The sequence below is a fragment of the Algibacter pacificus genome, from assembly GCF_008033385.1.
In the GTDB taxonomy this organism is placed as follows: Bacteria; Bacteroidota; Bacteroidia; order Flavobacteriales; family Flavobacteriaceae; genus Algibacter; species Algibacter pacificus.
This window is the reverse complement of the sequence record NZ_ML701731.1, coordinates 101,412-115,074: the sequence shown is the minus strand read 5'-3', so window position 1 is coordinate 115,074 and position 13,663 is coordinate 101,412. Positions and strand designations below refer to the sequence as shown.

15 protein-coding genes are annotated in these 13,663 nt (G+C 33.7%); all 15 read right to left on the bottom strand.

The genetic code is table 11. The features are described from left to right. Window positions 1-13: 13 nt before the first annotated feature. Window positions 14-982, bottom strand: a complete 969-nt coding sequence (locus FQU21_RS00440; protein ID WP_147676051.1) for an ABC transporter permease — start codon at window positions 980-982, stop codon at window positions 14-16. Window positions 983-1,008: 26 nt separating this feature from the next. Next, window positions 1,009-2,532, bottom strand: coding sequence for a sugar ABC transporter ATP-binding protein (locus tag FQU21_RS00435; RefSeq protein WP_147676050.1), 1,524 nt, complete (start codon window positions 2,530-2,532; stop codon window positions 1,009-1,011). An 18-nt stretch (window positions 2,533-2,550) separates the two neighbouring features. Continuing rightward, on the bottom strand, window positions 2,551-3,615 hold the full coding sequence (locus FQU21_RS00430; RefSeq protein WP_147676049.1) for a substrate-binding domain-containing protein: 1,065 nt from the start codon (window positions 3,613-3,615) through the stop codon (window positions 2,551-2,553). A gap of 41 nt (window positions 3,616-3,656) precedes the next feature. Further along, a complete protein-coding gene (locus FQU21_RS00425; protein WP_246124695.1) occupies window positions 3,657-4,532 on the bottom strand; it encodes a hypothetical protein in 876 nt (291 codons plus the stop codon). 351 nt (window positions 4,533-4,883) lie between these two features. Further along, the gene (locus FQU21_RS00420) at window positions 4,884-5,951 is read right to left on the bottom strand and encodes a WD40/YVTN/BNR-like repeat-containing protein (RefSeq protein ID WP_147676048.1); all 1,068 of its coding nucleotides are present in this window, start codon (window positions 5,949-5,951) and stop codon (window positions 4,884-4,886) included. A 108-nt stretch (window positions 5,952-6,059) separates the two neighbouring features. Then, entirely contained in the window at window positions 6,060-6,731 is a 672-nt protein-coding gene (locus tag FQU21_RS00415; protein WP_147676047.1) for an SCO family protein, read from the bottom strand. Window positions 6,732-6,735: 4 nt separating this feature from the next. Further along, a complete protein-coding gene (locus FQU21_RS00410) occupies window positions 6,736-7,311 on the bottom strand; it encodes a toxin-antitoxin system YwqK family antitoxin (RefSeq protein ID WP_246124694.1) in 576 nt (191 codons plus the stop codon). A 38-nt stretch (window positions 7,312-7,349) separates the two neighbouring features. Beyond that, complete coding sequence (locus FQU21_RS00405; RefSeq protein WP_147676045.1) at window positions 7,350-8,114, bottom strand: YHYH protein; 765 nt, start codon at window positions 8,112-8,114, stop codon at window positions 7,350-7,352. Between the two features lie 152 nt (window positions 8,115-8,266). Next, a complete protein-coding gene (locus FQU21_RS00400; protein ID WP_147676044.1) occupies window positions 8,267-9,760 on the bottom strand; it encodes a CotH kinase family protein in 1,494 nt (497 codons plus the stop codon). Window positions 9,761-9,855: 95 nt separating this feature from the next. Next, on the bottom strand, window positions 9,856-10,578 hold the full coding sequence (locus FQU21_RS00395) for a DUF2490 domain-containing protein (RefSeq protein WP_147676043.1): 723 nt from the start codon (window positions 10,576-10,578) through the stop codon (window positions 9,856-9,858). Window positions 10,579-10,600: 22 nt separating this feature from the next. After that, window positions 10,601-11,203 (bottom strand): DUF4956 domain-containing protein, encoded by a 603-nt coding sequence (locus FQU21_RS00390; RefSeq protein ID WP_147676042.1) that lies wholly within the window; start codon window positions 11,201-11,203, stop codon window positions 10,601-10,603. Between the two features lie 2 nt (window positions 11,204-11,205). Continuing rightward, window positions 11,206-11,931: a polyphosphate polymerase domain-containing protein gene (locus FQU21_RS00385; protein ID WP_187269289.1), complete on the bottom strand. Its 726-nt coding sequence runs from the start codon at window positions 11,929-11,931 to the stop codon at window positions 11,206-11,208. 212 nt (window positions 11,932-12,143) lie between these two features. Further along, on the bottom strand, window positions 12,144-12,632 hold the full coding sequence (locus FQU21_RS17610) for an EF-hand domain-containing protein (protein ID WP_246124692.1): 489 nt from the start codon (window positions 12,630-12,632) through the stop codon (window positions 12,144-12,146). A gap of 125 nt (window positions 12,633-12,757) precedes the next feature. Further along, window positions 12,758-13,300 (bottom strand): hypothetical protein, encoded by a 543-nt coding sequence (locus FQU21_RS00375; protein ID WP_147676040.1) that lies wholly within the window; start codon window positions 13,298-13,300, stop codon window positions 12,758-12,760. A 5-nt stretch (window positions 13,301-13,305) separates the two neighbouring features. Next, entirely contained in the window at window positions 13,306-13,626 is a 321-nt protein-coding gene (locus FQU21_RS00370; RefSeq protein WP_147676039.1) for a hypothetical protein, read from the bottom strand. Window positions 13,627-13,663: the final 37 nt, after the last annotated feature.

Sequence of the window (13,663 nt, the reverse complement as noted above, 5' to 3'; positions counted from 1 at the left end):
GTATTATATGAAATTATTTACTATCAAAACGCTGAAGTAGAACAGCAAAAATGATGATAGCTCCTTTTACAACTTGTTGTGGATAAGACGGTACATTGAGTAGATTTAATATATTACCGATTAACCCTAAAATTAACACCCCCATTAAGGTATTTATAGCCGTTCCTTTTCCGCCATTTAAACTGGCTCCACCAATTACAACCGCAGCAATAGCATCGAGTTCCCAAGCCATTCCCATATTTGGGGACCCTAAATTGGTTCTAGAAGCCACAATTATAGCAGCTGTTGCGGCTAAAGCTCCAGAAATAGCATAGACCAAAAATTTATATTTATTCACTTTTATACCCGATAAACGTGAGGCTTCCTCGTTACTTCCTATGGCAATTACCAGTCTACCAAACACGTTGTAACGTAGCATAACCATGGCTAAAATCACAATTAAAAAGAATACAATAGCAATATTTGGAATACCTAATGTAGAATTATTTGCGAAGTTAGACATGAAAGCTCCACCTGGAGTTTTAAAAGTGACCGGAGATCCTTTAGAATAAATAAATCCTAAACCTCTGGCAATCGTCATTAAAGCTAAAGTGGCGACAAAGGGTGCCATTTTTTGATAAGCCACCAAATAACCTGAAACGGAACCTAAACCAAACCCAATAACAAGGGTTAATAAAATGGCTACTGGCAGTATGAATACATTGACTAATATGGCAAATGTTACCGCTAATAATGCCACCATAGAGCCTACGGATAAATCAATCCCTCCGGTTAAAATAACAATGAGCATACCGATACTAACAATACCAATACCAGACACTTGTTTTAATAAATTTGAAAGGTTTACCGAAGTAAAAAACACGTCGGAAATTAATGCTGAAAAGATAACCAGCAATACAAAAATGAAAATTGTATTATGTTTTACGAGAAACTTAAGCAGACCTCCAGGGCTACTTAGTTGTTGTTTTAATGTTAATGCCATGATTTTTGTTTTTTGTTATAGTTTAGTTAGACTACTTGTTTAAGTCTTTCGCCAATAGAGTAGCGTAAAATGTTTTCTTCGGAAAATTCTTCTTTGGTTAATTCTCCGTAAAATGTTCCTTCGTGCATAACCAAAATACGGTCTGAAACACCCATAATTTCTGGCATATCGGAAGAGATCACTACAACCCCAACGCCTTTTTTAGCGACTTCATTAATAAGGTTGTAAATTTCAATTTTGGCTCCAACATCCACACCACGGGTAGGCTCGTCAATAAAAACAACTTTACTATCAATGCTTAACCATTTTGCTAAAGCTACTTTTTGCTGATTTCCGCCACTTAAATTTTTAACATCAACCTCCGAGCTTGGTGTTTTAATGTTTAATTTTTCAATTAAATCTAACACATTTTTATACTCATTATCAACATTAATAAACCCTAGTTTACCAGAAATACCAGAGAAATTAGTCACACTAATATTTCGTCTAATGGATAGCGGCAAAAACACACCATCTTCTTTTCTATCTTCTGAAACAAAACCAATTTGATGTCCAACAGCACAAACCGGTGTTTTGGTTTTTATTTCTTTACCATTTAAAATTAGAGTTCCAGATTTCTTTTTATGCGCTCCAAAAATAAGTTTAGCCATTTCTGTTCTTCCACTGCCACCTAAACCTGCAATTCCTAAAACTTCACCAGGGCGCACCGAAAAAGACACATCGTGAACTAAGGTTTCTTTGGCCGTTAAGTTTTTAACTTCTAAAACAGGAACTTCACCTATTTTTACATCACGAGTTGGATATAAATCTTTTAACTCTCTACCAATCATTAAGCGAATTACACCATCGGTATTGGTATCGGCAACCGCCATACTTCCGGTATCTACACCATCTCTAAGCACGGTAATAGAATCGGCTATTTTGAAAATCTCATCTAAATGATGAGAGATATAGATAATAGAAATACCTTTTGCTTTTAATTTGAAAAGGTTATCGAACAGTTTTTTAGTATCGGTAGGATCGAAAACCGTCGTAGGCTCATCTAGCACCAAAACTTTGGTGTCTTCGGAAAGCGCTTTGGCTATTTCAACCACTTGCTTTTGAACAATACTTAAATCCCGAACGCGTGCAGACGCATCAATTTCAAACCCTAAAGAATCTATTAATTCCTGAGCGTCTTTAGTGATTTGTTTCCAATTCATCCAAAACTTACTAGAGCCCAATTTGTGTAAATAAATATTTTCGGCCACCGATAAATCGTTTACTAAAGATAATTCCTGAAACACCACACTAATACCCAATACTTGGCCGTCGTGCGTGTTCTTTGGACTAATTTCTTCACCATCCAGAACCACTTTTCCAGAATCTTTTTGATGCACCCCACTTAGTATTTTAACCAAGGTAGATTTTCCTGCACCATTCTCACCTAGTAACGCGTGAATTTCTCCCGGCTTTACCTTTAAGTTCACATGTTCTAATACTGAAACCACACCAAAACTTTTGGATATTCCGGTCATTTCAAGTCTATATTCACTATTATTTTTTTTCATTTTAATGAATTTTAGAGATTAAAATAAAGCTTTAGGATTGTAGTATTTTGCAGCGTTTTCTTTAGTAATCAAGAGCGGGGCTGTAAAAGATGTTTTAGCAAAATCCCTTTTCCCATTCATATATTGAATAGCATATTGAACCGCATTTTTACCAATTTGTACCGGGCTATTCATAGCCGTACATCCGTAAAAATCGGTATCCATAATATATTTAATCGCTTCTTTTTGTCCGTCGGCAGCTGCAACTATTAAAATATCATCCGTTTTACCAGCTTGAGCAATGGCTTTAATAGCTCCTAATACACAAACATCCGATTCTGTAATAACCACATTAATATCTGGATGCGCCACTAAAATATCTTCCATCGCTTTTAAACCACCAGCGTAAGACCACTCGGTATAAGCTTGAGTTTTTACATTTAAATCTATTTTTCCTTGGGATCTTAACTGTTCTTCAGCAATCCCTTGTAACAAACCTTGTTTACGAGCTCTTCCTACCGGGTTTCCTGCATTACCACTTAATAAAGCAATATTCATTTTAGTATTCCCCATTTTTTTTACTAACCACTCCCCGGCCAATGCACCATTTGCCAAATTATTAGACTGAATAGTTGTTACATAATCTGCCGAAGGATCGATAGAACCATCAATAATAAAAACAGGAATCCCGGCAGCTTTTGCGGCTTTAGTTACCCCTACCAAGGCATCAGGGTCTTTCGGGTTTAATAACAAAGCATCCACCCCTTTTGTAATTAAATCCTCTACCGCCGCCACTTGTTTAGTGATGTCATCTTGTCCATCGGCCGATAAAAATATCATGCCGTTTTTTTCCGTAGTCGCTTGTATACTCTGAAGTAACGATTGATAATAAGGCGCATTTAATGTAGGAGAACAATAGCCTATTTTTTTACCAGTAAGATCTATAGAGCTCTCAAAAACTTCACTAGTGTCTTCGGAAGCATTAACATCTGTATCTGTAGAACCCGTTTGCTCCACACAACTAGACATATTAAAAATTAAAGCTAACGCTAATATTGGCCTTGACATTAACTTTAAAACGGATCTTCTATTTTTTGTTTTCATAATAAATAATTTAAAATGTTATTTTATTTAGTTGTTGGTTGTTAAAATATGGTAAAATCTACCTGAAGTACCGTTTTCTCTTGTTCTGGATTCCACATAGCGGTTACACCAACCGGCAAATTATAGTTACCTAATTTAAGATCTTTATTAAACGTTGCTCCTACGTTAATTAAATTCCCTGCACCTTGGGTATAAAATGTTTTATCGGTTATAAAAGACCAAGCACCACCTGCAAATAAAGATAAGCTAGAATCTCCTTTCTCCCAAACTTTACTGCTTACCTCAAAGTAATGTGTCCAAGAATTTTCTAAAGAACCATCGGTTTGCACTTCATAATCTCCGGAACCCCCATTGATAATAGTTGCAAAATATAATAAGGTATTTGGGGTTATATTATAACCAAAGTTAAGATCGACAAAGTTGTAACCTTGCGTTTTATCGTAGCTCCAGTAATGTAAAACATCGCCACGCTCTTCTACTCCGGTAAAGTTATTATGAGACACCGCTTCGATAAAGAACTTATCGGAAAAACGGTATTTGGTATATAATGAAAACTCTTGATAATGGGCCGCAACATTTTCGCCAGTAATTTTATTAGTAACATCATTAGAAGCTCCGAAACTTGTTCCGCCCCAAACGCCTAAAGTAATTTTACTGTTCCGTGAATTATACTCTAAGTTAGTTGCTAACATAGGCCCCGGTGTTACCACAAACCCATGCCATAGGTGCATGTTTTTTAAATGCGCCCCAGCACTAAACACCTTATAATCGTTATTGTCTAAATCACTCTGAGCATTAGCAGTATTAAAACCCACAAAAAGAACAGCCAATAACACCATTTTAAATGTGTCTATTTTTTTTCCAGAGTTAGAGAAGTGCTCAAAATTTAATTTGATTTTTTGAAGTGGTGATTTCATTATTTCAATATTTAGTTTAGTTTATAAAACGTACTTTGGACGTTTATAATTCAAAGATAGTTTATTTTTTTTGATATTTCCAAATATTTTTTCAAACAAAACACTTAAAAACAACTATTTACGAAATAAAACAAAACTAAAAACAACCGAAAAACCTTTAAAATAAGACATTTAACGTACTTTGAACGTTTGTAAAAAAATATAAGAAATTTTTAATAGGAATGTATAAATTTTACCAAATTCGAAATAATTGAGATCTATTTCATTGAAATTGACAATTTAAAAAAAAAGAAGAGAAGGGATTTTGCACCTTAAAAATGACACTTTATAGAACTATTAACTCGGACGCTTCTACATTTTAAAGTGAAGCTTAGATACCTTGCCTGCTCCTGCAGCATAAGCTGTAAAACCATCTACAAACCGAATAGTATAAAAACTTTGATCACTAATATGTTGCCATGTATTTCCTGCATCATTAGAAACATCAACCCCCTTAAAACCAACAGCAACAAGACTTTTACCGTTTGAATTTGGCACATATTGCACACAACTTCTAAAACCCGGATTTTCACCACTAGCAACAGAAGTCCATGTTTTACCACCATCGGAAGTCCTAATTTTGTTCGCTATATTACTATCTGGTTTTGTATAATCGCCACCAATAGCAAATCCGTTTTGTTCATCGTAAAAATCTACAGAATACATGCCTGTGGTTTCTTTTCCTTGAATAATAGGTGTTTCAAACACTTGCCATGTTTTTCCTTTGTTCGGTGAATAGCATACTCGACTAGATTTTCCACCAGTTACAATCCACGTTTTATCGCCAACAATAACAATATTAGTATCGCTTGCCGCGAAAGCCGCTTCACCTTCCTTAGCTTTTGGTAAATCTTCACAAGGTAATTTAAACCAATTATTTCCTCCGTCGCGGGTAATAATGATACTTAAACAACCATCGGTAGGATCGCCCATAGCAATCCCCTCTTTATCGTTCCAAAACTCTAAAGCATCATAAAATGCGTCGGGATGATTTTCTTGATAAACCAGTTGTTTCTCGTCGTTTTTAATTTTATACAAGCGTGCAGGACTTTCAATAGATAAGGCAAAACCATTTTTCGAAGTAACCGCTAGTGACCTGAAGTTATTATTTATTGAATCTGGACCAACCTGAATAGGATACTCTACATTCATTTTATTATCGTGCTCACTTTTATAAATATGACCAGCGTCTCCTTTTGAAGTTAAAAAATAAGCACCTTGAGTTTCTTTAACAATTTCCAGAGCTCGCACATTTAAAAGCGAATCTTCGATGATATGCTCAATTTCAACCGCTGTTATATTTTTATTTTTAGTGGGTTTAAGGTTTCCACACGCAAACACAAATAGGACAAATAAAACAATAAGGTGTATTTTTTTCATAAAACAAATTTATGTAAAAATTCGAAAAGGTTCCCGCATAACACATGGAACCTTTAGGGTTATCAATTAAACTTAATCGATTACTATAATTTCATGAATTCAAATAATTTAATAAATCTCTTTTTTTAATGCTTTAACATCGGTAATTAATTGTGCTACAGAGGCTCGATTTAACCCATTATAAATACCGCGAATATGCTTTTCTTTATCAATAAGAAGAAAATTTTCGGTGTGTAAAAAATCGTCTATACTTTTTTCTTCACCTAAATCATTCTCAACAAAATACTGCTCGCGTCCTAAATTGTAAATCTCTTGCTTATCTCCTGTTACCAAATGCCATTTACTTGATATTACAGCATACTCTTTAGCATATTCTTTTAAAACAGGCACCGAATCGATTGTTGGCGTTACGGAATGCGATAACAATAAAACCTCATCATCATTCAAAAACGCTTCTTGCAACTTAACCATATTACCCGTCATTTTCGGACAAATACCAGGACAGGTTGTAAAAAAGAAATCGGTGATATATATTTTATTTTCAAAAGTCTTTTGAGTTATGGTTTCACCTAACTGATTGATTAAATTAAAATCGGGAATTTTATGAAAACTCTTTTCTGCCTCTGTATTTGGCATCAACCAATGTGGCGTAAACGACTCATCATTATAATATGGCAAATAATCCACTCTACTAGTTTCAACAACCTTTATATTTTCTTTTTTAATTGTTTTTTTACAACCAAAAACACAAAGCACTAAAAGCATATACGCATATTTCATAAACTTATTTTCTTTTACTCATAACAACAACTTCATCTTTTAACTGGTAACAAGAATTTGCTCGATGCATACCAAAAGCACGTCCGTTTTTAGCTTCATAATTTACATACAACATCCCATTTTTCAACCAAGCTTGTTGCAACCCTTGCTCCTGCCCATCCACAAGATTTCGTTTTTTAGAGAGCACTCCTGTATTATACCAATTCTTCTCTACACCTTGTTTTTTCCCATTTTCATAAAAGACCTCCGAAGACAAAACATCATTATCCCACCAAGACCGATAAGCACCAACCAATTTATTTTGATTATAATGCGACTCTACTTTTAGCACGCCATTTACAAACCAAATTTTAGCAACACCTTCCTTTTTCCCGTTACTAAATCCGATTTTTTCTTTTACCATACCGTTTTTATAATAACTCACCGCATAACCAGAAAAAGGTTTGTTTTTATACGACCAAACACCTTCGTTACCATCCAATTCCAAACTTGATTTAGCCACTTCAATATTTTTAATGACATCGAAATTATTATGTTGACTATCACCAGTAGACTGCTTACAACCGAATAAGAGCGTCAACCAAATCAATAAAAAAACAAATTTTACAAATCTCATAATTAATAACCTTGATAAGGCCCTGCAAATGCAATGTACGATCCTGTTGTTGAATATAATTCGTTTATAATATGGTAATGATACTCTTCAACACCATTGGTATATTGGGTAGTAGTTGTATGTCCGCCAGATGCATCTAAATCTGTTGGATAATCTCCCGTTGCGCTACATTTTCTTCCGTAAAGAAACACACCATCTAATAAAATCCCTACTAAATTATCATCGTCGTCAGAAAACGCAATAGGCTCTAAATGGTAGTGATACACTCCAGGACCAATATGAGCACCTGTCCAATCTAAACTTGCTGCCGCTTGATCTAAAGGCCCATTTCCTTCGGAATCATTAAAAATTGAAGCGCCACTTACCGCAATACCAATAGTATTTAATTGTGTACTTACCGTACTTCCAGTTAAATCTGGTGTAGCATCTACAGTGATGGTTACCGCATTGTTATTACTCGTCATAATAGAAGGCGTCGTTTCTACGGTTGGCTCTTCCATATATAAATCGCTACCCTCACCCCAATACACCGTTTTATGGTTTGGCAAACCTGTAGTTTCAATAGTAACGGTTGTTTTATTATCCGATAAATAAATATCAGTGGCATCGGTATCGAAAGCCGCAAAGGCCGCATGTAATTCCGTTACCGATTCATCATCACTACTAGTTTCTTCACTAGAATCTCCTTCGCTACCACAGGCAAATACAGATAAAATTAAAACTAAAAAGCCTATATACGACACTATTTTTTTTGTTTTCACTTTCATTTTAACGTTTTATTTTAGGTTACACTATAATTGATTATGTTTTTTTAGATGCTATTCCTACCTAAAACTTGCGCTGTTTTTATTTATTAAATTAGAAAACAAAAAAACACCCTAAAACAAATCGCTTTAGGGTGTTTCAAAAAAAAAAAAATCTAATTATTTAAGTAACTATTTACTGCCGACGCTCTACTAGACACATGGCTTTTTAATTGACTTACTGCAATTTGAAAACTTGAACTAGAACTTAAAAAGGTATACCCATCAACTTCAGACGTTGCATACGCTTCTAACAACGTAGCATACGAATCGTACAATGCTTGCATAGTAGCAGTATTAAAAGAACCATCTATAACTTCCTGAACATAAGTATCGTATTTTGCTTTATAGGTTTCATCGTTATACAAGTAATCAATTATTGGCCATGAAGATGCTCTTAAATCTGAAAAATCTAATTCTAAAGACCCACCTTGATTTCCGGTTTGAAGCGCTTCATTATTATCCCAAGGAATCCAAGTTAATTTAGAGGTATCAGGATTATTATATAAGAAATAATTATGGGTCATTATGCCATAAGTATCCCAATTTTGGATTACCGTGTTTACCGCTAAATATTTTAAAAACACGTCGGTATCAAATACGGTTTCTAAACTTGCACGCCATGCTGCAGGATCTGAAGTTCGAGAACTATCATGCAAAATATCTAATAAACTAGCAACATCCGAGAAATCGCCATCATCTTCATTCGTTTTCTTTACATACTCATCTTCGTCGTAAGTACCACTTGCAAAACTTGCTGCATCACCATCTGGTTTATATAAATTACCATCATTATCATCAAATTGGGTATCGATAACGGTATCATCAACTTCTTCAACCAAAGTATACACTCCAAAATACTCTGGACCATCGCCATGATCTACATAAACCGTATAAAATGCCGTGTTGGAAACTGCTAAACCGAAATTTTTAAAGACATCAGCCGCCACTTTTTCACGCATCATCGAACTGTCATTATAATTATTTTTAAGACTGAGTTTTTTAAAACCGTAAAAACGTTGATTTTTTATTTGTGGATAATCATCTTCAAATTCATCGAAATCTAATTTAAATGATAATTTTAAAATCCCTGCTTGCCAAGCACTTTGCAAACTAGAATTTCCTTTAAAACGAATCCCCACGCGATACCATTCTTTACCTTGAAAGAAGACTTCCCCTGGCACAAAAACAGGATTATCATCAACATCAGAAAGCCCGCCTACTTGTCCGCCACCAGGACCACCAGGACCAGGACCTCCAACATTAGGACCTCCAACATTAGGACCTCCGGAAACCCCTCCAAAACTGCCATACAAATTTGTCATATCATCTAGCATGTTTTGCCAACGCTCTTCTGTAATTACCAAATCGAGTCGTTTTACGGTACCATCTTCAAACACCTTGTCAAAATTTGGATCGACATCTTTACTATGTGTTTCATCCGTCCAATCGGTTGGTTCAAAATCGGTATCATCAATATCCACAACCACCTCTTCATTATCATCTTCAACGACATCTATACTAGCACCTCCATTAGAACAGGCATTAAAAACGATAAACGCCAAAACAACAGAGGCATTAATTACTATTTTACTTTTTATTTTTTTCATTATTATTTATTTTAATTAATTTATTATTAAGATGATTAGCCCGATAATACTTGTCTACCTCTATTATAAACACCTACCCTTAGATGTTACCTAATTTATTTTTTATTTTTAAGGGTGTACGTGTATTTTAGCCCGATAATATTGGTAGTTTCGGGGATATCTACATTTAGTTCTTTTTCCATGCGATAAAAAAGTCCGATTTTGCCAAAATTCTTTATATCGTAATCTGTACCAAAAGTCAATCTATATTTACTAAAGCCGTTATCATCTTCTTTTTCAAAATGATTAAATAATTCTGCTGAAAACTTAGGATCTAACGGCCATTTTTTAATATTGTATTTAAGAGACGTCTTTAAACGTATATTTTGATTTGCATAATCACCGTCATTGGAAGATACACCTAATTCATTCTTATTCTGATAGCGCAATCTATACCCCAAAGTAAATCGATCTATTTTATGTTTATAAGAGAGGTCGAAATTAAATCTGAAATGATTTTCATAACCTTGAACATTCCCTTGATTATCATTTTCTCTTATATATCGAAGTCCAGCTCCTAAACTAAAATTTTTAAAAAACTCATATTCTGCTTCCAATTGGGTGAAATATTCATCAATTACAGAAATATCTTCTTTAAACCGAAGCTGCTCCTCTAAAGCGAAGCTCCATTTTTTATTTAATTTATATTTAAACCCAATGGTATTCCACGACGCCCAGTCGCTAGTGTCATCTGTTTGCCCATAATTTATATTGACACAAAGCACACTTAACAGTAGAATTAATACAAATAACGATCGCCTTTTTTTAAATAATTTCATACTTATTAGTTTTATAAAAATTCTACTTTCGGTTATAATAGGATATGGTTAAAACCGCGGTATCTCTCAAAAAATCGACATCGCCAACAGATATTTCGTTTATAGCTAACCCTGTTCTGTTTTCTAAATCAGCCTTAAGCAAAGCGTGATTTTCAGGTTTAATATTTTCAATATTTTCATACACGACCTCTTTTGTGACTTCATGTTTTAAGTGCCAAAATTTCTCTATAATACCTATTGAAATAACAATAACGGTATTGGCTAAAAGAATTTCGGCATAACTCATTTTTTTATTTGCCAACGAGTTCATTACAGACACCCCAATAACCACAAATAAGTAGGTCATTTCCTTTATAGCAATAGCATCGGTTCTATACCGAATTATACCAAATATGGCAAAAAGACCTAATGCCATACCGATATCCAATTCGTATTTTTTAAGCGTAAAACACAAAAAGAACACAATAAAACTTATCATATAAAAGGTAAACAAATAATCCTTGCGTTTAGAGGACGTGTAATACAGATATCTAATAATCAGGGTAAGAAACCCTAAATTTATTAGAAAGCGAAATGCCATTTTAAAAAAATCATCGTCGAATATTGGTATCTCTAAAAACTCCATAATTATGCTGATATATTATTGATTTTAATTAATTTCTTTTTAAATATGTTATACTTTAAATCGTTATAAAGACTCACCATTCCAATACAATATTTACTAATATTATAAGGGTGTTGGCGTAAGGATTTTAGAGCTTTTACTATAGCAGAATTTCTATTAAAACGCTCTTGCTTAACTTCCACAACAACTAAATTATGATAGTTTTTTTCTGTTTCATTTATTTTAAAAGACAGATTTAAATCTATTGTAACCCGTTCTTTACTTTTTAAATTCACTAACGTAATTCGGTTAAAACCATTCCAAAGACTAGGCTCTAAATTAAAATCCTGGTGTGTCGTTTCGGCAATAAACGCTTCTGAAGATTTAGATAAATTCAATTCAAAATCTTGAACTGGAATCCGCGTTTTATTGGTTTCACCTTTACCATTTTTTTGTTTTATTTCTAAAAAACAAAGGTTAGATTCCACATATTTGCGTTGTCTAATTTTAGTTCTATTATTTTTACCATTATGATGGTCGTTATAAAACTTATTATCTACTGTATCGAAATACAACGATGAATAACTCATAATTCTATCGGCGTTAATTTCTAATACTTTGTATTGATCTGAAATTTCGTTTAAAACAGCAAACAGCTGAGATTTGTTTATTACAAACTTGGTATCGGTACGTTTCATTAAGGCGACACTGTTCATTTCTTCCAACGAAATAGAAGAAAACCTACTCATTATTTTTTTGATGTTTTGCGGCATATGATCAATTTATTTAATATTAACAGAGTGTTACTAAATTGTTACATGAAAGTTTAGATGCCTATCCTTTTTAAAACTTGCGCTCATTTTATGTTAAAAAAATCTTAACACAAAAAAAGACTCAAAATTTTGAGTCTTTTAACAACCACAATATTAAATCTAATCTAATCTATAAACACATTAATAATCTATCTTCTTTGTTGACGTTCTGGCTTAGGCGCATTTTCCAATTCAGCCGCCGATATAAATCCATCTTTATCTGTATCAACTTTAGCGAAATCATTTTTCAAAGGTCCTTTAACTTCACTTTCTGCAAGTTTACCATCCTTATTCTCATCCATCTTCTCTAATAACTCGGCATAAGTTGGCATGCCTTTTCCTTTTCCTTTTCCTTTCCTCTCTGAAGTTTCTGTTTTCCCTTTTGGTTTCATTTCATCTTCACTTATAAATCCATCTTTATTAGCATCTACTTCTGCAAAGTGTTCTTTTAAAGGACCATCTACCTCACGCTCCGAAAGTTTTCCATCTTCATTAGCATCCAACTTTTTTAACAACTCACTAAAGGCTGGTGGTTGCTGTTTCTGTTCTCTTTTTTCTGATTGAGAAAATCCTTGCACAGTAGTTAATAATGTTAATCCAAAAACTAAGACTCCTACTTTAATTGTTTTATTCTTCATCTTAATATATTATTTTATTGTTTATGTAAGTTTAGATGGGATCTTTCTAGTAAACTTGTGCTTCCACGTGTTAATATAATCACAAAAAAAAAGACCCTAAAATTAATTAGAGTCTCTTAGATTATTTAAGGCCTTGGCGGTGGCGGACCTTGACGATCTCCTCCCATCCCTCCTCTCGGAGGCCCTTTTCTTTCTTCACCTTCTTTATTTGGCAACCGCTCTCTATTATGAGAACCTCTTTGAAGGGCATCATTCATTATTGTTTTAAATTTTTCTTTCTGAGTGTCATTACAAATTTCTTGAATAGATCGAAAATGATAAAAAGCCATTTTATCCATTTCCTTTTGTTTCAATCCTATTAAAGTCGTTATAGAATCTACAACTTGCTCATTAATTGTTTCACTGGATAATTTACTAAACAACTCATCTTTTAAACGACGAACATCATGGTTTATCGTCATCATATTTTGATGTTGTTTTTTATTAATAACTTCGACTTCTTTAATCTGCGATTCGCTAAATTCCAACTGCTCTGTTAAAAAACTTGCCGGATCTCTAGATGGATTATCTTTTTCAAAATTGGGTCTTCCTAAATAATTAAATAAGAAAAAAGCATTGACTACAATTAAAAATAACAGTAATATATATAAAGGTATATTTTTTTTCATCTGATTTAATTTAAAAATGATGTTTCTAAACTTGTTGACAACCCATAAGTTTCGGCAAACTGCTCAATGTTTTCATTATAACTCGAATTATTAGACGCCTTTAACTGCGTAAATGCAAATACATTTAAAACCACAACGCAAACCAATGTAGCCAATTGCAATTTTGGAGTAAACCAATTCCAAACGGTTATTTTTTCTTCTTTTTCAGCAAACAAACGCTGCATGGCTTTATCCTTAAAAAAAGGAGACACATTAACGTTTTCAATAGCATCCATAGCACTTAAAGCGCTATCAATCTTGTTTTGTATGTCTTTATTATTTTCCATTTTTACTGTGTTTAATAATTTAGATGCAATAAGTTTT